This window comes from Acinetobacter sp. SM34 (assembly GCF_022012365.1).
Classification (GTDB): Bacteria; Pseudomonadota; Gammaproteobacteria; order Pseudomonadales; family Moraxellaceae; genus Acinetobacter.
Window position 1 is genome coordinate 104,619 of the sequence record NZ_JAKLTP010000006.1, and the last position, 20,419, is coordinate 125,037.

The window sequence follows — 20,419 nt, forward strand, 5'->3', positions numbered from 1 at the left end:
ATTTTTCACCAAATATTAAACAGAAAAAATTTATGCAATATGCAGCAGTGATGAATTAAAGCAATAGCACAAGAAAAATAAATTTAAAAAAACGAGGTCATCACCCCCGTTTTTTTATGTCTTATTCTTCATCATTATATTGAGAATAAAACTCGGGTGACAGGTTGCTAAAACGCGTATATTGACCTTCAAATGCCAGACGAACAGTACCAATTGGACCGTTACGTTGTTTACCGATAATAATTTCCGCTGTGCCTGCTTCTTTGGATTCTTTGTTATAAACTTCATCACGGTAAATAAACATAATTAAGTCAGCATCCTGCTCGATTGCACCTGATTCACGAAGATCGGACATCACAGGACGTTTATTGGGTCTGTTTTCCAGTGAACGGTTGAGCTGAGATAATGCAATGACAGGGCACATCATTTCTTTAGCCAGTGCTTTTAAGCTTCGTGAAATTTCTGAGATCTCGCCCACACGGTTATCACCCATACCTGGCACTTTCATCAATTGTAAGTAATCGACCATGATACAGCCAATTTTACCACCATGCATTTTGGCAATACGACGTGCACGTGCACGTAATTCTGTCGGAGGCAGGGCAGAAGAATCATCAATGTAGAGATTTTTTTCCTGTAGTTGTAAAATGGTGCCTGTGACTTTAGACCATTCATCGCCATCCAGTTTACCGGCACGCAAATGGCCCTGATGCACTTTACCGTAAGCAGAAATTAAACGCATGGCAATGGAATCTGCGGGCATCTCCATGGAAAAAACCAAAGCTGGCAAATCGCAATTAAACAGCACACTTTCGACCAGGTTCATGGCGAAGGTGGTTTTACCCATAGATGGACGGGCCGCAACAATGATCAAATCACCCGCTTGCATGCCTGAAGTTTTATTATCCAGTTCCAGAAAGCCTGAAGTTAAACCGGTAATATTGCCTTCCATTTGCGAAAGTTCATTTAACTTGTCAAAAACATCGGCGACTACAGCATTGATCGGTTTTGGGCCTTGAGCTTTGGCATTATTATTATGCTGTTCGGCAATCGAAAAAATATTGGTTTCAGCCAAGTCTAAAATTTCACTGACACTGCGGCCTTTGGTGTCATAGGCGTTTTGTAGAATTTCAGAGCTGACTTTAATCATGCTGCGTAAAGTTGAAAATTCTTTAATTTTATTGGCATAGGTTTCCAGGTTATAAAAGCTGGAAGGGGAATCTGCCATCAATTGCATTAAATATTCTTCACCGCCTACGGCCTCTAGAAGATTCTGTTTGATTAGCCAATCATTGACTAGGACCGCGTCATAAGGTGAATTTTCTTGGGCTAATTTTTCAATGGCACGGAAAATATATTTATGCCGTGTAGCATAGAAATCATTTTCACTTAATACATCACCGACTTGCTCAAAAGATTCGGCTACCGTCATAAGTGCGGCAAGAACGGCCTGTTCAATCGCCAAGTTATGCGGAGGGGTACGAAACTCTTTGAGTTGGCCCGACTCGCTTGCTTTATTATCGACTTTAGCTGAGTTAAGCATAGCGTTGGCATTCGCCTGTGACATATAAAACCCTAATTTTAAATGCAATAAATGAGTAATTTAGAAAAAGTGACAAAGAGAAAAAAGGTATTCTCTTCGTATAAGCAGATGATACGCGCTCTTAAAAAAAATGCGAATCGAAAATTTCATTTATTGAAGTGTTTAAAAATAGTCAAAATAAGTGAAGTAAACAAGCGCTAAACAACGTGATTCAACTATTTTGACTATTTTCAGAGATAAAAAAAGAGCATGCAAAAGCATGCTCTTTTTCTTGCAAGAAATTACTCAGATACGATAGTAACGAGAACTTCAGCAACAACATCATGATGCAATTGGATTGCGATGTTGAATTCACCAGTGTTACGAAGCGCACCGTTTGGTAAACGAACTTCTGCACGGTCAACTTCAAGACCAGCATTAGTTAAAGCGTCTGCGATGTCACGAGTACCGATAGAACCGAATAGTTTACCTTCGTCACCAGCTTTAGCAGTGATTACGATGTTAACTTCGTTCAATTGGTCAGCACGTGCTTGAGCAGCAGCTAAAACGTCAGCTTCAGCTTTCTCAAGTTCAGCACGACGAGCTTCAAAAGCAGCAGTGTTAGCTTCAGTAGCTGCAACTGCTTTACCTTGAGGGATAAGGAAGTTACGGCCGTAACCAGCTTTAACTGATACTTTATCGCCTAATTTACCAAGGTTTTTAATGCGTTGTAATAAGATAATATCCACAGCTCAACCTCACTTATGATTGTCAGTGTAAGGGATCAACGCTAAGTAGCGAGCTTGTTTAATAGCAAGCGCCAATTGACGTTGGTAACGAGCTTTAGTACCTGTAATACGGCTAGGAACAATCTTGCCGTTTTCAGTGATGTACTGTTTTAAAGTATCGATATCTTTGTAGTCGATGTACGCAACTTTCTCAGCTGTAAAGCGGCAGAACTTGCGACGACGGTAAAAACGTGCCATTTATGTTCTCCTTATGCTTCAGCAGAGTCTTGAGATTGTTGTGCTTCTTCACGTTGTGCTTTACGCGCACGTTTTTCTTCAGCACTTTTAGCAAGCAATGACTCTTCAGTAATTGCATGTTCACGACGAATAATAACATTACGAAGGATTGCGTCGTTATAACGGAACAATTCTTCTAATTCATTAAGCGTAGTTTGACCACATTCAACGTTCATTAAAATGTAGTGAGCTTTGTGAATTTTATTAATTGGGTAAGCCAATTGACGACGGCCCCAATCTTCTAAACGGTGAATTTGACCTTCAGCTTCTTTGATGTGAGTTAGGTAACGTTCTACCATACCCACAACTTGATCGCTTTGGTCTGGATGTACCAAAAGTACGATTTCGTAGTGACGCATTGTCAGCTCCTTACGGTTTAAACAGCCTCAATTTAACTAAATTGAAGCAAGGAGTCACAACCAAGGTTGTGTCGCATAAATTTGCGAAGCGTGAATTTTAGAGCTTTTGCTTGCTAAATACAAGGTTTAAGCACAGGAAAACGGAAAAATACTGAAAAAGGTAGATACTAAATTTTGCTTTTCACAAGCTTTATGAGTAATACGCTTACTTAAAGTTTGTAAGTGAAAAACAGAAATTAAAAATAGCAAAGAGGGAAGTTAGAAGCGAATATGAAATATCTCATTAAAAGATAGAGTGTAACTCTATCTTTTAAAAAAATACGATTTGTGTTGCCGGTGCAGTCGCTGTGAAACTAAAACAGATACTGATTACTGTAATTAAAATCACTGAATAGAGGAAAAAGCGTTTAGCCCAAAGTTGGTCATTTTCAGCTTTAAATCCAATTACACCAATATATAACCAGTAAATACATAAAGCATTTAATATCACTAAATAAAGCCAATTTGCATAACCATATACAAATAAGGCATTCATGGTGATGGTAAATAAAACAACATAAATCAACGATTCAATTTTAGTGCGTAAGATTGAACGCGCTACAGGAAGAATCGGAACACCTGCATTTTTGTAATCGTCAAAACGATAAACAGCAATGGCCCATGAATGAGGCATTTGCCAAAGTGCATAACCGATGAAAACCAGTAAGGCACCCAAATCAAAATGTTGAGCGACAGCGGTATAACCGATAACAGGCGGTGCTGCACCAGAAATACTACCAACGATTGTTTGATGAATAGTCGTTCGTTTTGTCCATAAGCTGTAAAAGCCAACGTATACGACAAAACCAAGGACTGCGAATAGGAAAGCGTATGCATTTACCCAAAACCATAAAATGCTAAAACCAATAAGCCCAAGTACCAATGCATAGGCATAAGCAACAGGTTCTGAAATGGATTTTTTAACCATCGCACGATTTTGCGTGCGCTGCATTTTTTGGTCGATGTCTTGATCAATAACATTATTGACCACGCATCCAGAAGCAACAACGAAGAGTGTGCCTAAGAGAGTAAGGAGCAGAAGAAGGAAATCTACAGAACCTTGGGCAGCTACAAAGTAGCCACCCAAAGTGGTAACGAAGTTACCAAAGAGAATTCCTGGCTTAGTCAGGAATAAATACTTTTTCAGCATGACAACCAGTTTAGATCATCATGTTGTAGTGAAGGTAGTTCATGATCCATACAGAACCAACCAAAAGGATGGCAATGGTCAGAATCGTATAAACGAATGCAATCACGTTCCAACGTTGCTCTGAAGAAGAATTCATGTGCAGGAAATAAATTAACTGTACAAGAATCTGAGCAACGGCAGTAATTGCAATCACGGTAATCAGAATACCGCGGTCAAAACCACCTGCCATTACCATTCCAAAAGGAATAATGGTAAGGACAATAGAGAGGATAAAACCGACTGTATACTGTTTAACGTTACCGTGTGCTGCACCAGTAGAGTTGTGATCGTGACTCATTTAGAGAACTCCCATCAAGTAAACTACGCTGAATACACAGATCCAAACGATGTCAAGGAAGTGCCAGAACAAGCTTAAGCATGCAAGACGACGTGTGTTTGGAAGTGTCAAACCATTTTTCTTGATTTGAATCATTAACACGATCATCCAAACCAAACCTGAAGTTACGTGAATACCGTGTGTACCTACCAACGTAAAGAACGAAGATAAGAATGCACTTGTACTAGGGCCATGACCAGCATGAACTAAATGATTAAACTCATATAATTCCATGCCGATGAACGAAGCACCAAATACCCAAGTAATTGCAAGCCAAGTCAGAACTTTAGATACGTCTTTCTTGTAGGCAGCAAGAACAGCAAAGCCGAACGTTACAGACGAAATCAAGAGGGCGAATGTTTCAGTTAATACGAAACTGAGAGATTCACCAAAAAGATCTCGTGCACTTGGAGTACCAACTGGAACGTGACTGCTTAATACAGCAAACGCGATGAAGAGTGTACCGAATAGGATCAAGTCACTCATCAAGTAAGACCAGAAACCAAAGACCGTGATGTCAGTATCATCGTGATGATGATGTTCATCGTGTCCGTGGTTATCGTGATGAAGTACTTCAGCCATAGTCTTAGTCCTTCTTCAAGTGTTTTTCAAGTTGTGCATAACGTTCGTTTTCGATACGTTCAACTTCAGCAGCAGGTACATAGTAATCCACTTTCTTAGTGAAAGAAGACACGATGAAGCTGATGATTGCTGATACGAAAGTAACGACTACTAGCCACCAGATGTGCCAGATTAATGCGAAGCCCATTACTGTAATAAACATTGCAATAACGAAACCAGCCGCACGGTTTGTTGGCATATGAATGTCTTCATATTTGGTTGGTTTAGTGTATGCAATACCGTTTTCTTTGTCAGTCCAGAAAGTATCAATACCATTGATCTTTGGAAGATAGGCAAAGTTATAGAACGGAGCTGGAGATGAAGTAGACCATTCTAAAGTACGGCCATCCCAGATATCGCCAGTTACATCTATACCTTTTTCGCGTTGTAGGAAACCTACCACGATTTGCATAACGAAACATGCAATACCCAATGCAATCAGAACTGCACCAAACAATGCGATATTTACATATGGATCCCATTCAGGGTTGTCAAATGTATTCAAACGACGAGTCATACCCATGAAACCAAGGATATAAAGTGGCATGAATGCAAAATAGAAACCGATGAACCAGAACCAGAATGCAGCTTTACCCCAAGTTTCATTTAACTTCCAGCCAAACATTTTTGGCCAGTAGAAAATGATACCTGCGAACATCGCGAATACTACACCACCGATAATTACGTTATGGAAGTGAGCAATTAGGAATAAAGAGTTGTGTACCAGGAAGTCCGCTGGTGGAACAGCCATCAATACACCTGTTAAACCACCAATACCGAAAGTCACAAGGAAGCCAAGTGTCCACAGCATAGGGGTTGTATAGGTAATGCGGCCCTTGTACATGGTGAACAGCCAAGAGAAGATTTTTACACCAGTCGGGATCGCAATAATCATGGTCATGATACCAAAGAACGCGTTAACGTTGGCACCTGCACCCATAGTAAAGAAGTGGTGAACCCAAACAACAAGTGATAACACACCGATTGCTACAGTTGCGTACACCATTGATTTGTAACCGAACAATGCTTTACGGCAGAACACGGCAGTAACTTCTGAGTAAATACCAAAAGCTGGTAATACCAAGATGTATACTTCTGGGTGACCCCAAGTCCAAATCAAGTTTACATACAACATTGGGCTACCACCCAAGTCATTTGTAAAGAAGTGGAAGCCGAAATAACGGTCAAGTGTCAACATTGCAAGAGTCGCAGTTAATACTGGGAATGTAGCAATGATAAGTACAACAGTGACTAAAGCTGTCCAAGTAAAAATAGGCATATCCATAAGAGTCATGCCAGGCGCACGCATTTTGATGATGGTAACAAAGAAGTTAACACCCGTTAAAAGCGTACCCAGACCAGAAACCTGGAGTGCCCAAATGTAGTAGTCTACACCTACGCCAGGAGAATATTCGATACCTGAAAGAGGAGGATAAGCCATCCAGCCTGTTGCAGCGAACTCACCAATCGCAAGAGAAGCCATCATCAAACCGGCAGCACCGGCAAATAGCCAGAAACTTAAAGAGTTTAATAATGGGAATGCCACGTCACGTGCACCAATTTGAAGTGGTACAGAGATGTTCATTAAACCAACTACCAGACCCATTGCCACGAAGAAGATCATGATTACGCCATGCGCAGTAAAGATCTGATCGTAATGTTCCGGGTGTAAATAACCTTCACCGCCACCTTTTGCAAGGAACTGTTGAAGACGCATCATGATCGCATCGGCAAAGCCACGCACAAGCATGACAATGGATACCAAAATATACATGATACCAATTTTTTTATGGTCTACAGATGTGAACCATTCAGTCCACAAATAGTTCCATTTTTTGAAATAGGTGATACCTGCAACAGCTGCGATACCGCCTAGAACCATCAGTGCAACAGTAACCAGCACGATTGGATCGGTTGGAATTGCATCCGGACCTAACTTACCTAAGAAGCTCATGTCTTATTCCTCTACAGAAGCAGTCGCATGTTCAACATTTACATGGGCTCCAGAAGCAGCAGCTTCATGACCAGCAGTTGCTGAGTGATCAGCACCGTGGTAATTACTCATGTATTTGTTAATCACAGATTCGAACAATTTAGGTTCTACTGAAGAGTAGTAAGTCACTGGATGTGGCTTAGTCGGATAAGACTTCATTGCTTCTGCAGCAGCTTTTTCTTCAGGAGTACTTGCTTTCGCAACTAATGCTTCGATTTGGTGCTTAGAACGGTTACCGTCACGTAAATTTGCTAATTCAGCCTGGTCTAAAACAGTTTTTTGAATTGCTTTAGGGTTTACTGAAGTGCCATTACCGGCTTTAACAGCAGCTACCCATTCAGCGAACTGAGCGTCAGTAACAGAGTGAGCACGGAAACGCATTTGCGAGAATCCATAACCTGAATAGACAGAAGAGAAACCGCGGTAGCCATCGGCTGGACTAGTTTCATTTGCCAAGAAATTCAAGTGAGTCTGCATACCCGCCATTGCATAAATCTGACCAGATAATGCAGGAATAAAGAACGCGTTCATTGTGAAGTTAGATGTCAAACGCAGGGTGACCGGAGTTTTTTCCGGGAAGCGGATTTCGTTAACTGTCGCAATGCCTTGTTCTGGATAGATAAAGATCCATTTGAATTGTTCAGCAATAACCTGAACAGTTAAAGGGGCTTTATCTGATTCTAGCGGACGGTATGGGTCATACTTGTGGGAGCCCCACCAAGTTAACCAAGCTAAAATACCAATAATAATGACAGGAATACCCCAAACTACAATCTCAATTGCAGTAGAGTGTGCCCATGTAGGTTTATAGTCTGCATCTTTATTTGACGCGCGATATTTCCAACCAAACCACAATGCCATAATTGCTGATGGAATTACGACCAAAAGCATTAAGTAGATCGCAGTCATCATTAGGCCACTTTGACCTTCTGCTACTGGACCTTTTGAGTTTAGAAGTACCATATCACCACCACACCCAGTCAAGAGTGCAGCAATCGCAGATAAAGACAATACAGCTAAAATCGTTTGTCTCATTTTACAACCTCGGTGAAGAGTCCCATTCCCTAATTTAATATGGGATAGCGATTAAAGTGTCGCATGATTGGAAATGTTTATTTTCGCTTAGAAAACCCAAGCATAGAAAATCCTTCCCAATCATGAGACACCGCTACGTTGTAGGGCATTATGCCTCATATCGAGCAACTAAGCTATATGTAAAATGGCTTTAAATATCTGTTATAAAAACTGATTTTTTTACTCGGAATTGAACTTTTATTATATGAATTTTATTTTAATATCAATATTCTGGGGAAAAACAGGGATGTAAAAACAATCCCTGTCTAATTAAATAGTTATTGTTTAACCACTTTGGTTTTGGCTAATTTATCATGCAAAGTTTGACGCTTTTCAGTGATTGCGAAAACATGATCAATAATTGTAATAAACGGCATAAATAGCAAATTTAAAACAATAAAGATAAAGCTGCGTAAAGTGAAAGCACGCATCAGACTGACTTTTTCGCCACTGTCGGCATCGACAATTTTAATTTTAGTCAGCTTTTTACCAATGCTTTGGCCTGATTTTGCCAGCATAAATGCCTGTATACCCAGCATAATGATGATGTAAACAAACATGGTTTGCCATGCTTCAGGGGGAATAAGGGCAAATAATTCCTGTTGCAATTGAACGGCTTGAGTTGAGCTCTGAGCCTCTTGCATTTTTTGCTGAATCTCGGAGAGCTGGTTAAATTGTTCAGGTTTTAAAAAAAATGAAGGAATTGCTGCTGCAGGTAACCACAGTAGTAAATCGATAATTTTTGCCAATATGCGGGTTGTAATTGAAGCCAGTTCTTTTTGGGCAGTGGCTTTTTTTTCAACCTGAATTTTACGAATAGCTGAATTCTGTAAAGGGCTTTGTTCGGGAGAGGATAGAGGTGAGGTATATCCTTCAGGTTCATATACAAGTTTACCTTGGGTTAATTCACCTAAAGCCTTCCATTCGGTCATACCTTGATGCCAGGCCAAGTCTGTAAGCAGTACTTGTTGACTGGCGAGCATCTGGTTCAGTTGCTCCAGGGTGTAGGGACCGGCTTGTTGATTATTTCTCGCCAAGTAAATTTGCATAAAACTAAATTCTCAAAATAAATCTAAAAATATAAAAAATCGCAGATGAAAAAAAGACCCACGAATGGGTCTTTTTTAACATGTTTTATTACGCTTGTTGAGCTTTTTCTTCAGCAAGGAAGAACCAGGTATCTAAAACTGAGTCCGGGTTTAAAGAAACAGACTCAATACCTTGTTCCATCAACCATTTAGCTAGGTCAGGGTGGTCAGAAGGACCTTGACCACAAATACCTACGTATTTACCTGCTTTACGGCATGCATGGATTGCCATAGAAAGAAGCGCTTTAACCGCTGGGTCACGTTCATCAAACAAATGAGAAACAATACCAGAGTCACGGTCTAGACCAAGTGTTAACTGAGTCAAGTCGTTAGAACCGATAGAGAAACCATCGAAGTGTTCAAGGAATTGTTCAGCCAATAATGCATTGGTTGGCAATTCGCACATCATGATCACTTTAAGACCATTTTCACCGCGTTTAAGACCGTTTAGAGCCAATAATTCAATCACACGTTTCGCTTCAGCAACTGTACGTACGAAAGGAATCATGATTTGAATGTTGGTTAAGCCCATTTCGTCACGTGCTTTTTTCAACGCACGGCATTCAAGTTCGAAGCAGTCACGGAAGTTGTCAGAAACGTAGCGGCTTGCACCACGAAAGCCCAACATTGGGTTTTCTTCTTCTGGTTCGTATAACTTACCACCGATCAAGTTTGCATATTCATTTGACTTAAAGTCAGACATACGCACGATCACAGGTTTGTCAGCGAATGCAGCAGCAAGGGTAGAAATACCTTCTACCAATTTTTCTACATAGAACTCGATTGGCGAAGAGTAACCTGCAGTACGTGCCATTACAGCAGCACGAGTTTCGCGTGGCAGGCTGTCAATGTTCAATAATGCTTTAGGATGCACACCAATCATACGGTTGATGATGAATTCTAGACGTGCAAGACCAATACCTGCGTTTGGAATTTGAGCAAAGTCAAATGCACGGTCAGGGTTACCCACGTTCATCATGACTTTAAATGGAAGCGCAGGCATAGATTCGATAGAGTTGCGTTGAACTTCGAAATCTAAAGAGCCTTCGTAGATGAAACCTGTATCACCCTCAGCACAAGAAACAGTCACTTCTTGACCATCAGTTAATACTTCAGTTGCATTACCACAACCGACAATTGCTGGTACACCGAGTTCACGTGCAATGATGGCAGCGTGACAAGTACGACCACCACGGTTAGTGACAATGGCAGCAGCACGTTTCATTACTGGTTCCCAATCCGGGTCAGTCATGTCAGATACAAGCACGTCACCGTCTTGTACTTTGTCCATTTCTTTGATTGACGTGACGATGCGGACTTTACCAGAACCGATACGTTGACCGATTGAACGGCCTTCACAAAGCACAGTACCTTTTTGTTTCAACAGGTAGCGTTCCATAGTGCCGACATTTTCACGGCTTTTTACTGTTTCTGGACGTGCCTGAACGATGTAAAGCTGTTGGTCGTCGCCATCTTTTGCCCATTCGATGTCCATTGGCGCACCGTAATGTTCTTCAATGATCAAGGCTTGTTTTGCAAGTTCTTGAAGTTCATGATCATTTAAAGAAAACTGTTGACGGTCTTGTTTTTCAACGTCGACTACAACCACAGACTTACCTGCAGCGCCTTCTTCACCATAAATCATTTTTTGGTGTTTAGAACCAAGGTTACGACGCAGGATTGAATGTTTGCCGTTTTTAAGAAGTGGTTTAGAGATATAGAATTCGTCAGGATTTACAGCACCTTGAACAACCATTTCACCCAAGCCATAAGACGCAGTGATAAATACTGCATCACGGAAGCCAGATTCTGTGTCCAAAGTGAACATTACACCTGCAGCACCAGTTTCTGAGCGCACCATACGTTGTACGCCAGCAGAAAGGGCAACCACGTCATGTGCAAAGTTTTGGTGTACACGGTAAGAAATTGCGCGGTCGTTATAAAGAGATGCAAATACTTCTTTAATTGCAATAAGAACGTTGTCAATGCCACGGATGTTCAGGAAAGTTTCTTGCTGACCGGCGAAAGAAGCATCCGGTAAGTCTTCTGCAGTCGCAGATGAACGAACGGCAACCGCGATGTCGGGGTTGCCGTTTGAAAGAATTGCGAAAGATTCACGAACTTCTTTTTCAAGTTCTGCCGTAAGCGGAGTTTCGACAATCCATTGACGGATTTTAGCGCCAGTTTCTGCTAGAGCTATTACGTCATCAACATTTAGTGCTGCAAGCTCTGCGTTGATTTTAGCGTTTAGGCCGCTTTGCTCGAGAAATTCACGATATGCAGCAGCTGTGGTTGCAAAACCACCCGGTACCGATACACCAGCATTAGACAAATGGCTGATCATTTCACCCAATGATGAGTTTTTCCCACCAACGAGTTCAACGTCGTGTTTCCCTAATTTTTCTAGACCAATTACGCGCGCTTCCAAAGTTGTTACTCCACTTATGCAGTATTAATCACTATCTTGGCATGAAATTATAGCAAATCGCCGAGCTTTAAGAATTTACTGGGCGACAGTCATGTAAGATGGTTTACTATAAAGATTATATAGCACTAAGACAAATATTTAAGGAGAATTTTAATGTCAGAAGGTAAACAGATTAAGCGCAGTGTGTTTTTTATCTCCGATGGTACTGCAATTACTGCTGAAACCCTTGGACACTCACTGTTAGCGCAGTTTCCTCATGTAGATTTTGACATTCATATTATTCCTTATATCAGTTCCGAAGAAGCTGCAATGAATGTTGTAGCTGAAATTAACCAGCGTGCTGATCAAGACGGGCAACAACCTTTGGTGTTTGATACTCTGGTAGACCCTTATGTACGTGATATTATTAATACTGCAAATGCAGTAAATCTTGATGTTTTTGAAGGGCTTATTGGTAAGTTGTCTGAGGTTTTGGGTACTGCGCCTACAACTTTAGTCGGACAAACCCATGCCGTGACCGATTCCGAGTCATATAAGGCACGTATTGATGCGGTACATTTTGCCCTGGATAACGATGATGGCGCACGCACACGTCATTATGACAAGGCCGATTTGATCCTGATTGGGGTATCTCGTTCCGGTAAAACACCAACTTCAATTTATTTGTCATTACAATTTGGAATTCGTGTTGCAAACTATCCATTGACTGAAGAAGACCTGGATGACAACCGTTTACCTGCGGTGTTAAGAGCACATAAACATAAACTATTTGGCTTAATGATTGATGCAGAGCGACTTGTCGCGATTCGTACCGAGCGTAAAGCCAACAGCCGTTATGCAAGTTTCAGTCAATGCCAGATGGAACTGCGTGCGGTAGAAGGTATTTATATTTCAGAAGGCATTAAATATCTGAACGTTTCTGAAATGTCGATTGAAGAAATTTCAACCCGTGTTTTGCAAATGACTGGCCTGAAACGTCGTATTGGTTAATTGAAAAGTTTTAAACTAGAGTTAAATCAAGGTTTAACTCTATGTTTTAATAATCGAAAATAAAAATGGTTATTATATGAATAAAATATTAAAGCCAAAAATAATGGTCTTTTTGTTTGCCTGGCTCAGTCTGGCAAATAGCTCAATTTTTGCAGCATCTGTGGCTGATTTTGAAACCCGAATAATCAATCAATATGAACAAATCCGCTTAACTGACCGCTATGAAAATGAGGGTGTGAACCAGGAAGTTGCATTAAAAATAAAGGAATTTATTAAACAGAATCCGCAAAGTTTTGCTTATGATTTTAAAAAATTAAGCAGCAAAAGCATGGTTTTTGTAAATTATAGTCCTGATCGAAAGCTTAAATTTTATACATTTGATGTTTCTGCAGGCGGTACGATGCGCGAATTTGATTCCTATGTGCAATTTAAACAGGGCAATAAAGTCATTACTCAAGCCGTAAAGGGTGGTGGATTTATTCGATCCATTCAGCAAACGCAATTGAATCAGCAAGCGGTTTATTTCATTTCCAGTACTTATGTAGGCAGTAGTTGTGTCGGGGCTTATGCTATACAGGCAGCACAAATCAAAAATGCGCAATATAAAGCTATTGATGTGTTTAAAACCAGAACTCAAACAATGAACCATATCGATGTCGATTATGACTGCAATTATTATCCCAAAAATATAGAGCCTTTTGATATGAATCAGCACTATATTCGGGTATCTAAGGATTTAAAAAATATCGATATTTTAGTGGTGAAATCTTCAGGTGAGTTAACTTCAAATTATCTGCGTTATCAAAAGGATAAAAATTATTATCGATATATGGGCACAGTCAAATAAAGGCTATTCAATAAAACCAATAAAAAAAGAGGCTTCTAAGCCTCTAATTTTTGATGGCAAATACTCGCCCTTAATAGGTGCTAATAATTACATCTACCAGATGTTCAACACCTTCCATGCTTTGTACGGCATTTTCAGTGATTTTCACCACAGGCCAGGTAATCAGCTTGCAATTCTCGCGTTGTAGTGCAGCGTAATAACTATCAGATTTGAAAAAAATCTTGTTTTCAGAAGCTGAATTGGGCATGAGTTGGCGTTTTAACCAGGTATCCTGAACTTGCGATTCAAGATAGCGAATCGCCAATAATGATTTAACGCGGTTATTAAACAAACGACGATTCTTGATAATTAAAGGATGTGAAAGCAGTTTGTGAATGCCTTTTTCAGTTTGCGGCAAAATAAACAAAGGCATATTCTGGAATACTTTCACAAATTTTGCAGTACTGCAGATCTGCTCCAGATGCATGATTGTCATTTGGTTGCCCCTCACAACAGCCACATTTAAATTTGTAAAATCAAAGTTTTTAATATCTTCAGAGGCGACAATTTTTCCCTGGAATTTCTGGAAAAACTCGGGTGAATTTTGAAAGAAACCATCCAATGGACTCTTCTTCTTGTTAACCATTTTCATATCCTTTATTATTTTTACTTCGTTGCAGTTGGTTCTGCAGTTAACTGGTATATCCAAGATGGAACTTTTGGTAAAGATTTTTCTGGAATCTTGTCAGTCATCGTTACCATGGCATCTACTGGAATATGGAACCATTTTTGCTTGCGGTCGACCACTTTGTAAGCATGGAACTGGATAATCTGATACCAGGGATTGCGACGTCCGGCTGCAGTTCGGCCGCCAATTCTGGAAAACTTGTTCATGGCAGCATAGAGTTTTTCTTCTGCAAGCCCTAATTTGATCACATTGTCACGCATTTTATTGATCAGGGGTAATAGGCTAAAATACCGAGCAACATGCGCGGGTCTACGGCTTTGGCAGCCATCTGCGCCAGTTGAATAAAAGTTTTATTATAGCCTTGCGCTTCCATCACACTAAAAAACCCACACCGAGGTGACGAGCTTCATCGCCATTGATCAATTTAAATGCCTGATGACAAACAGGATCATCTACACTGTCCAGTAAAAAAGTACATAAGGCACCATCCAGGGCAACTTCCAGCATGGGAATGACCGCACCTAAAATATAAAAGGGCATACATTTCAGCCAACACCGGATTGGACGCTTTTTTTGACATGGCCGCAAAAGCGCGTGCACCGGCATGTTCAATCCACATTAAATCGGTCATAAATTCTTTAAGATTTGGCCATTGTTCAGCCATGATCAATTCTTTTCCTGGTGCATCCCAGTCAATATCAGATAAGGTCTATTGGGTATTTTTGACTTTATCCAGCATTTTTTCCAAGTCGAGTGAAGCCATCCTGTATACCTGTAAAATCATTATTTAATTACAAGTGTATGAAAAAGCCTGACAATGTAATTTTCTTAAATGCTTAAAATCAGGTGAGCATTTTTGTTAATTATTTAGTTTGCTGATTTATTGGAATAATTTATTTAACTATTTGATATTAAATATAAGACTTGTCATTAAGGGCCAAGTCTTATCTTTAAAATGTATGGGATTGTTTAATGATAAGGAAAGTACTGCTGGGAATAAAACACCTCTAAAAGCAGTTAGTTTTTTTCGTTATCCTGTTCTGGGGAGTGCAATTCTGTAGTTGAATAATTTGGCATACTCGGTGGCTAGCTATAAACGCGTAGATAGTCTAAATCACGGATATTTTTTTGCACGGCAACAGTACCAAATAAGCTGAGTAAAAAAGCCATAATATAAAAGCCTTTTTCACTCAATTGTAGTGAAGCATTCCACAAACCTATGGTCAATAAGGCAATGCAGATTGCAATGGAGGCCCAGCACAACCCAAAATATATGCCAGTGACATGAATTCCTTCGAGTTTATCGCGGACAATTTTTTGTAATGATACTGCAGCAAATGGGCCATACAAAATCAGGATCAGATAATAGCCTTTTTCATTTAACCGCATTTCTGCATTCCAGAGACCAATTATGTAGGCTGCTGCACCTGCGATCAGCGCCAGCCAGCTTGCAGCAATAAATGCAGAGCTAGGTTTATTGATATATTGATTCATTTTATTGTCCATTTTTATATGAGTTTGTTTTTTATACAGCTATTAAGCCTAAGCTCCAGCATTTCGCAATTATTGTTATGACTCATTTTTTAAATGAAGGAGCTCATTTACTTGAATTTTTTGCATAAAAAAAGCACCGCTACAGGTGCTTTTTAGATTTTTGACCCAGAATCAAGAATTCTTGATATCCATTAATAACTCAAAGTTTTTAATACGTTTTTCTGTGTCATAAATGTCACAGGTAAAGATAAACTCATTCACCTCATAGCGTTCAAGTAGACGTTCAAGACCTGCTTTTACCGTTTCTTTAGAACCAATTTGTGCCATGGCATAGAACTGTTGCACCGACATTTTCTCAGATGGTGTCCAAATTTCATCAATATTTTCGATTGGTGGTTTCAACTTGCCGCGTTGGTTACGGAACATTGAGATAATACGCTGATAGGGTGATGTTGCTAAATATTGCGCTTCTTCATCTGTATCAGCTATGACAGTAGGTACACCCATCGACACATAAGGTCGCTCCAGATATTCTGAGGGTTCAAAGTTTTCTCTATACAGTTTGATGGCTTGATCCAGCATACGCGGCGCAAAATGTGAGGCAAATGAATAGGGCAGTCCCAATTTTGCAGCCAGTTGTGCGCTAAACAAACTAGAGCCCAATAGCCAGACAGGAACATGGGTACTTTGGCCTGGAGTTGCCACAATACGTTGTTGTGGTAGTGGGTCTTTAAAGTATTGCAGAATTTCCAGTACATCTTGCGGGAATTGATCTTCAGTTTCTTGCTGACCACGACGCAGTGCACGCATTGTATTTTGATCTGTACCCGGTGCACGACCAAGACCAAGTTCAATACGGTTTGGATAGAGTGTTGCTAAAGTGCCAAATTGCTCTGCAACTATTAAAGGGGCATGGTTCGGCAGCATAATACCGCCTGAACCGACTTTTAAAGTTTGCGTATTTGCCAATAAATAGCCTAAGAGAACAGAAGTTGCTGAACTGGCAATACCGGACATATTGTGATGTTCAGCCAGCCATAAGCGTTTATAACCTAATTTTTCGGCATGTTGAGCCAAAGCAAGTGCATGATGCAATGAAGATTGAATGCTTTTATTTTCACGAACAGGAACTAAGTCCAGAATTGAAAATTGGGTATCTTTTAAAGAACGCATTGGTTTTCTCTAATATCAGGGCTAAGAAAAGCATACGATGCTTGCCTGAATTTGTATATCGTTTTTTTTCGATATATGGGTGAGTTGTGTAAATAGGGTTGTGCTCATCGCAACTATAAAAAAAGCACCCGAAGGTGCTTTAAATTGAATTTTTAAAATTAACGATGTTTGTTCCAGCCTAAATGACGGCCATTGTCGTGGCGGTCACTGTAACGGTAACCATTATTACGGCGGTCATAGCGATCATTATAACGACGACGGTCATCGCGATCATAACGATCCTCATCGCGATCATCATAACGGCGGTCTTCACTGACTTTTTTACCGAGAACTGCACCACCGGCAGAACCTAAGCCAGCGCCAATATAACCACCGTTGGTACCGCCCATGTTTTTGCCTACGGTATAGCCACCGGCACCGCCTAAAGCACCACCGATCACAGCGCCAGTACGGTCACGCTTATTTGCAGCAACACCCGCTCCGGCACCACCACCAATGGCGGAACCAATCATGGCACCTGTAGTACCACCCATTTGTTTACCTACTGCGGCACCAACCACCCCACCTAGGGCAGAAGTTAAGGCTGTATTTGTTGTATTGCCTGCATTGGCGGTTGTCATTGTTAAAGCAGATGTTGTTACGACAGCAGCTAGAATTATTGAATTAAATTTCATGGCAAACTCCAGAGGGAAGCTTTTGTTATCTATTGGCTTAAATGTAATAAAAGATGTAGAAATAAAAATGGATGAGTTGTTTATGATTTGTATTTTTTTTCTGACGCATTTATTCATAATTAACAGTCAATAAGAAGAATAAATAAAAAAAGCACCCGAAGGTACTTTTTTATCCAGTCAGTTAATGATGTATTAACGATGGCTGCGATAATATTTTTTAGAGTGTTTTTTGTACTTGCGTTGATCAGCATGACGGTCTTGTGATACTTTTTTACCAAGAACTGAACCACCCGCAGCACCTAGAGCTGAACCAACATAACCGCCAGTGGTACCACCCATGCTTTTACCTACAGTGTAACCACCAACACCGCCTAAACCACCACCAATTGCAGCGCCAGTACGGTCACGTCTATCCGCTGAAACAGCAGCACCACCCGCACCACCGATTGCAGAACCAATCATTGCTCCAGTGTTACCACCCATTTGTTTACCGATAGCAGTACCGGCTACGCTACCTAATGCAGAAGTTGCTGCAATACGAGTAGAGTTGTCTGCATGAGCAGTCACAGTAAACATCGATGCAGTGGCTAATGTTGCGCTGAGTAATAGTGCATTAAGTTTCATAGTTAACTCCGTGTCCAAAAGTGGACATTGTCAGTAAGTTATTTCGATGGCGGCAAATGTAACAAAAATTTTTTCCAACAATGTGGAGAGGATAGTTCATAGTTGTGGCGTTTAGTGTCTGCTTTGTAAAGTTTCTTTAACAATGTTGAAAAGCGATCAGAAAGTATGCATTTGCAATTAAAATATGAAGAAAACGAGGAGCGAAGTAAAGCTTGGTTGAAAAAAATCTCAGTGTGTAAGGGGTTTTGTCCGCACAATATCTATGTCATTTAGCCCTTAGAATCGTTACACTAGGCACAATTTTTTTGCGCTGATCGATGTCTAGTCCGACATGGAGATGGCCTTTTTATTGAGATATTTTAGCAAATGAAAGAATCGTTGCGTTTACGATTAGATCAACTTTCTGACCGTCACGAAGAATTAAATGCATTACTTGCCGACGTTGAAGTGATTTCAGATAACAAACGCTTCCGTCAATTGTCTCGTGAGCATAGTGATTTATCCGAAATTACCGAAGTCTGGACTAAATTCCGTCAGGCCGAAGAAGACATTGAAACTGCCGAAGCCATGCTGTCAGATCCTGACTTTAAGGAGATGGCGCAGGAAGAAATTAAAGACAATAAAGCACTGCTAGAACAACTCGAAGCAGATCTAAATATCCTGATGATTCCGAAAGATCCAAATGATGCCAACTCTGCGTATCTGGAAATTCGTGCCGGAACAGGCGGTGATGAAGCTGCGATTTTCTCGGGAGATTTATTCCGTATGTATAGTAAATATGCGGAAAGTCGAGGCTGGCGTCTGGAAATTCTGTCGGAAAATGAAGGCGAACATGGCGGCTATAAAGAAGTCATCTGCCTGATTAATGGCGAAGGCGTATATGGTCGACTGAAATTTGAAAGTGGTGCGCACCGTGTACAACGTGTACCTGCAACCGAGTCTCAAGGTCGAGTACATACTTCAGCATGTACCGTTGCCATTTTGCCTGAAGTCGATGTAGACACTTCAGTCGATATTAACCCGGCAGACTTGCGTATCGATACTTACCGCGCATCGGGTGCGGGTGGTCAGCACATTAACAAAACCGATTCTGCGGTACGTATTACCCACATTCCAACCGGTACTGTGGTGGAATGTCAGGATGAGCGTTCACAGCATAAGAACAAGGCCAAAGCCATGGCGCTGTTGGTTTCCCGTCTGGAAAATGCCAAACGTGCAGCAGCAGATGCCGCAACTTCGGAAATGCGCCGTGACCTGGTTGGTTCGGGCGACCGTTCAGAACGTATTCGTACCTATAACTATCCGCAAGGTCGGATGACCGATCACCGTATTAACCTAACCTTATATAAGTTAGATGCGGTGATGGAAGGTGATTTGAACGAATTGCTGGATAGTTTGCATCGCGAATATCAGGCAGATCAGTTGGCGATGCTTGCACAGCAGAATGGTGGATAATGAATATTTTACAAGCCTTGGCTTTACGTGGTGAACCAGAAAGCTACGAACGTCAAGAAAATGCGTGGTTGCTAGAACACATTACCAAGATCGACTCTTTTGATTTGATCATGAAGAAAGACCAAGAGCTGACTGCAGAGCAAGAACATGCTTATATTGATGGTTTAAACCGAATAGAAGATGGCGAACCTTTGGCTTATGTCACCGGTTCACAACCCTTTTGGACTTTAGATTTAAAAGTCACCAAAGATACTTTGGTGCCACGACCTGATACTGAAGTACTGGTTGAAACAGTATTACGTCTGGAACTCCCTGAAGATGCCCGTATTGTCGATTTGGGCACCGGAACCGGGGCCATTGCCTTATCACTTGCCAGTGAACATCCTGAATGGGCCGTTACTGCAACGGATATCTATGCGCCAACTTTGGAAGTTGCACAGTTTAATGCTGAAAAGCATGATTTAGCTCAGGTGAAATTCGCATTAGGCAGTTGGTTTAAAGCGCTAGAAAAAAACCAGTTCTTTGATGTAATTGTGTCGAATCCACCCTATATTGATCCGCAAGACAAGCATATGAAAGATTTAGGCTCTGAGCCTAGACGTGCTTTGGTGGCAGGAAATAATGGTCTGGCCGATATTGAATTTATTATTCAAAATGGTAAAAAATGGTTAACTGCTAATGGTTGGGTTGCACTTGAGCATGGTTATGATCAAGCTGGTGTAGTGTATCAACTGTTTAAAAAATATGGTTATAAAGATATTCAAACCATTAAAGATTACGGCGGCAATAACCGTGTGACGATCGGCTGTTCAAGATAGCT

General features: G+C 40.8%; 22 protein-coding genes. 4 read left to right on the plus strand and 18 right to left on the minus strand.

The window, feature by feature from the left end; genetic code table 11:
• Positions 1-121: 121 nt before the first annotated feature.
• The 11 genes from dnaB to ppsA form a co-directional block, all read right to left on the minus strand.
• Positions 122-1,567 carry a replicative DNA helicase gene (gene dnaB / locus LZZ98_RS07105; RefSeq protein WP_086175038.1) on the minus strand — a complete coding sequence of 482 codons (1,446 nt, stop codon included), beginning with the start codon at positions 1,565-1,567 and terminating at the stop codon, positions 122-124.
• A gap of 257 nt (positions 1,568-1,824) precedes the next feature.
• A complete protein-coding gene (gene rplI, locus LZZ98_RS07110) occupies positions 1,825-2,271 on the minus strand; it encodes a 50S ribosomal protein L9 (RefSeq protein WP_086175039.1) in 447 nt (148 codons plus the stop codon).
• Positions 2,272-2,280: 9 nt separating this feature from the next.
• Complete coding sequence (rpsR, locus tag LZZ98_RS07115) at positions 2,281-2,508, minus strand: 30S ribosomal protein S18 (RefSeq protein ID WP_004676982.1); 228 nt, start codon at positions 2,506-2,508, stop codon at positions 2,281-2,283.
• 11 nt (positions 2,509-2,519) lie between these two features.
• The gene (rpsF, locus tag LZZ98_RS07120) at positions 2,520-2,906 is read right to left on the minus strand and encodes a 30S ribosomal protein S6 (protein WP_004648827.1); all 387 of its coding nucleotides are present in this window, start codon (positions 2,904-2,906) and stop codon (positions 2,520-2,522) included.
• Positions 2,907-3,216: 310 nt separating this feature from the next.
• Positions 3,217-4,095 (minus strand): heme o synthase, encoded by an 879-nt coding sequence (gene cyoE / locus LZZ98_RS07125; protein ID WP_086175040.1) that lies wholly within the window; start codon positions 4,093-4,095, stop codon positions 3,217-3,219.
• 10 nt (positions 4,096-4,105) lie between these two features.
• Positions 4,106-4,432: a cytochrome o ubiquinol oxidase subunit IV gene (locus tag LZZ98_RS07130; RefSeq protein ID WP_086175041.1), complete on the minus strand. Its 327-nt coding sequence runs from the start codon at positions 4,430-4,432 to the stop codon at positions 4,106-4,108.
• Positions 4,433-5,053, minus strand: a complete 621-nt coding sequence (cyoC, locus tag LZZ98_RS07135) for a cytochrome o ubiquinol oxidase subunit III (protein ID WP_086175042.1) — start codon at positions 5,051-5,053, stop codon at positions 4,433-4,435. It abuts the gene before it with no gap.
• 4 nt (positions 5,054-5,057) lie between these two features.
• The gene (gene cyoB, locus LZZ98_RS07140; protein ID WP_237787239.1) at positions 5,058-7,046 is read right to left on the minus strand and encodes a cytochrome o ubiquinol oxidase subunit I; all 1,989 of its coding nucleotides are present in this window, start codon (positions 7,044-7,046) and stop codon (positions 5,058-5,060) included.
• Between the two features lie 3 nt (positions 7,047-7,049).
• Positions 7,050-8,120 carry a ubiquinol oxidase subunit II gene (gene cyoA, locus LZZ98_RS07145; protein ID WP_237787240.1) on the minus strand — a complete coding sequence of 357 codons (1,071 nt, stop codon included), beginning with the start codon at positions 8,118-8,120 and terminating at the stop codon, positions 7,050-7,052.
• A gap of 317 nt (positions 8,121-8,437) precedes the next feature.
• A complete protein-coding gene (locus LZZ98_RS07150) occupies positions 8,438-9,208 on the minus strand; it encodes an RDD family protein (RefSeq protein ID WP_237787241.1) in 771 nt (256 codons plus the stop codon).
• Positions 9,209-9,296: 88 nt separating this feature from the next.
• Positions 9,297-11,675, minus strand: coding sequence for a phosphoenolpyruvate synthase (gene ppsA / locus LZZ98_RS07155; RefSeq protein ID WP_237787242.1), 2,379 nt, complete (start codon positions 11,673-11,675; stop codon positions 9,297-9,299).
• Between the two features lie 153 nt (positions 11,676-11,828).
• On the opposite strand from ppsA, the gene ppsR reads away from it, so the two are divergent.
• Together ppsR and LZZ98_RS07165 are read left to right on the plus strand one after the other, a co-directional pair.
• The gene (gene ppsR / locus LZZ98_RS07160) at positions 11,829-12,665 is read left to right on the plus strand and encodes a posphoenolpyruvate synthetase regulatory kinase/phosphorylase PpsR (protein ID WP_086175047.1); all 837 of its coding nucleotides are present in this window, start codon (positions 11,829-11,831) and stop codon (positions 12,663-12,665) included.
• Between the two features lie 103 nt (positions 12,666-12,768).
• On the plus strand, positions 12,769-13,512 hold the full coding sequence (locus tag LZZ98_RS07165) for a hypothetical protein (protein ID WP_237787243.1): 744 nt from the start codon (positions 12,769-12,771) through the stop codon (positions 13,510-13,512).
• A gap of 70 nt (positions 13,513-13,582) precedes the next feature.
• On the opposite strand, the gene LZZ98_RS07170 is transcribed toward LZZ98_RS07165, so the two are convergent.
• The 7 genes from LZZ98_RS07170 to LZZ98_RS07200 form a co-directional block, all read right to left on the minus strand.
• Entirely contained in the window at positions 13,583-14,137 is a 555-nt protein-coding gene (locus LZZ98_RS07170) for a flavoprotein (RefSeq protein WP_237787244.1), read from the minus strand.
• Positions 14,138-14,157: 20 nt separating this feature from the next.
• Positions 14,158-14,439: a hypothetical protein gene (locus LZZ98_RS07175; protein ID WP_237787245.1), complete on the minus strand. Its 282-nt coding sequence runs from the start codon at positions 14,437-14,439 to the stop codon at positions 14,158-14,160.
• Between the two features lie 112 nt (positions 14,440-14,551).
• Complete coding sequence (locus LZZ98_RS07180; protein ID WP_237787246.1) at positions 14,552-14,719, minus strand: hypothetical protein; 168 nt, start codon at positions 14,717-14,719, stop codon at positions 14,552-14,554.
• 546 nt (positions 14,720-15,265) lie between these two features.
• Positions 15,266-15,673 carry an inner membrane protein YiaA gene (yiaA, locus tag LZZ98_RS07185; RefSeq protein WP_237787247.1) on the minus strand — a complete coding sequence of 136 codons (408 nt, stop codon included), beginning with the start codon at positions 15,671-15,673 and terminating at the stop codon, positions 15,266-15,268.
• Between the two features lie 171 nt (positions 15,674-15,844).
• Positions 15,845-16,846 carry an LLM class flavin-dependent oxidoreductase gene (locus tag LZZ98_RS07190; RefSeq protein ID WP_237787248.1) on the minus strand — a complete coding sequence of 334 codons (1,002 nt, stop codon included), beginning with the start codon at positions 16,844-16,846 and terminating at the stop codon, positions 15,845-15,847.
• A 158-nt stretch (positions 16,847-17,004) separates the two neighbouring features.
• Positions 17,005-17,520, minus strand: a complete 516-nt coding sequence (locus LZZ98_RS07195; RefSeq protein WP_237787249.1) for a hypothetical protein — start codon at positions 17,518-17,520, stop codon at positions 17,005-17,007.
• Positions 17,521-17,712: 192 nt separating this feature from the next.
• A complete protein-coding gene (locus LZZ98_RS07200; RefSeq protein WP_086175054.1) occupies positions 17,713-18,144 on the minus strand; it encodes a hypothetical protein in 432 nt (143 codons plus the stop codon).
• Between the two features lie 366 nt (positions 18,145-18,510).
• On the opposite strand from LZZ98_RS07200, the gene prfA reads away from it, so the two are divergent.
• Both prfA and prmC read left to right on the plus strand, forming a co-directional pair.
• Positions 18,511-19,599 carry a peptide chain release factor 1 gene (gene prfA, locus LZZ98_RS07205; protein WP_237787250.1) on the plus strand — a complete coding sequence of 363 codons (1,089 nt, stop codon included), beginning with the start codon at positions 18,511-18,513 and terminating at the stop codon, positions 19,597-19,599.
• Entirely contained in the window at positions 19,599-20,417 is an 819-nt protein-coding gene (prmC, locus tag LZZ98_RS07210; protein ID WP_237787251.1) for a peptide chain release factor N(5)-glutamine methyltransferase, read from the plus strand. Before prfA ends, prmC begins: the two co-directional genes overlap by 1 nt.
• Positions 20,418-20,419 lie beyond the last annotated feature (2 nt).

Coding starts and splice junctions, on each gene's coding strand:
- cyoE (WP_086175040.1), bottom strand. CDS start 4,095: ATGCTGAAAAAGTATTTATTCCTGACTAAGCCAGGAATTCTCTTTGGT.
- prmC (WP_237787251.1), top strand. CDS start 19,599: ATGAATATTTTACAAGCCTTGGCTTTACGTGGTGAACCAGAAAGCTAC.
- LZZ98_RS07190 (WP_237787248.1), bottom strand. CDS start 16,846: ATGCGTTCTTTAAAAGATACCCAATTTTCAATTCTGGACTTAGTTCCT.
- LZZ98_RS07150 (WP_237787241.1), bottom strand. CDS start 9,208: ATGCAAATTTACTTGGCGAGAAATAATCAACAAGCCGGTCCCTACACC.
- ppsR (WP_086175047.1), top strand. CDS start 11,829: ATGTCAGAAGGTAAACAGATTAAGCGCAGTGTGTTTTTTATCTCCGAT.
- LZZ98_RS07130 (WP_086175041.1), bottom strand. CDS start 4,432: ATGAGTCACGATCACAACTCTACTGGTGCAGCACACGGTAACGTTAAA.
- LZZ98_RS07170 (WP_237787244.1), bottom strand. CDS start 14,137: ATGGTTAACAAGAAGAAGAGTCCATTGGATGGTTTCTTTCAAAATTCA.
- dnaB (WP_086175038.1), bottom strand. CDS start 1,567: ATGTCACAGGCGAATGCCAACGCTATGCTTAACTCAGCTAAAGTCGAT.
- cyoB (WP_237787239.1), bottom strand. CDS start 7,046: ATGAGCTTCTTAGGTAAGTTAGGTCCGGATGCAATTCCAACCGATCCA.
- prfA (WP_237787250.1), top strand. CDS start 18,511: ATGAAAGAATCGTTGCGTTTACGATTAGATCAACTTTCTGACCGTCAC.
- cyoA (WP_237787240.1), bottom strand. CDS start 8,120: ATGAGACAAACGATTTTAGCTGTATTGTCTTTATCTGCGATTGCTGCA.
- LZZ98_RS07165 (WP_237787243.1), top strand. CDS start 12,769: ATGGTCTTTTTGTTTGCCTGGCTCAGTCTGGCAAATAGCTCAATTTTT.
- LZZ98_RS07180 (WP_237787246.1), bottom strand. CDS start 14,719: ATGCCCTTTTATATTTTAGGTGCGGTCATTCCCATGCTGGAAGTTGCC.
- LZZ98_RS07175 (WP_237787245.1), bottom strand. CDS start 14,439: ATGCGTGACAATGTGATCAAATTAGGGCTTGCAGAAGAAAAACTCTAT.
- cyoC (WP_086175042.1), bottom strand. CDS start 5,053: ATGGCTGAAGTACTTCATCACGATAACCACGGACACGATGAACATCAT.
- LZZ98_RS07200 (WP_086175054.1), bottom strand. CDS start 18,144: ATGAAACTTAATGCACTATTACTCAGCGCAACATTAGCCACTGCATCG.
- yiaA (WP_237787247.1), bottom strand. CDS start 15,673: ATGAATCAATATATCAATAAACCTAGCTCTGCATTTATTGCTGCAAGC.
- LZZ98_RS07195 (WP_237787249.1), bottom strand. CDS start 17,520: ATGAAATTTAATTCAATAATTCTAGCTGCTGTCGTAACAACATCTGCT.
- rpsR (WP_004676982.1), bottom strand. CDS start 2,508: ATGGCACGTTTTTACCGTCGTCGCAAGTTCTGCCGCTTTACAGCTGAG.
- rpsF (WP_004648827.1), bottom strand. CDS start 2,906: ATGCGTCACTACGAAATCGTACTTTTGGTACATCCAGACCAAAGCGAT.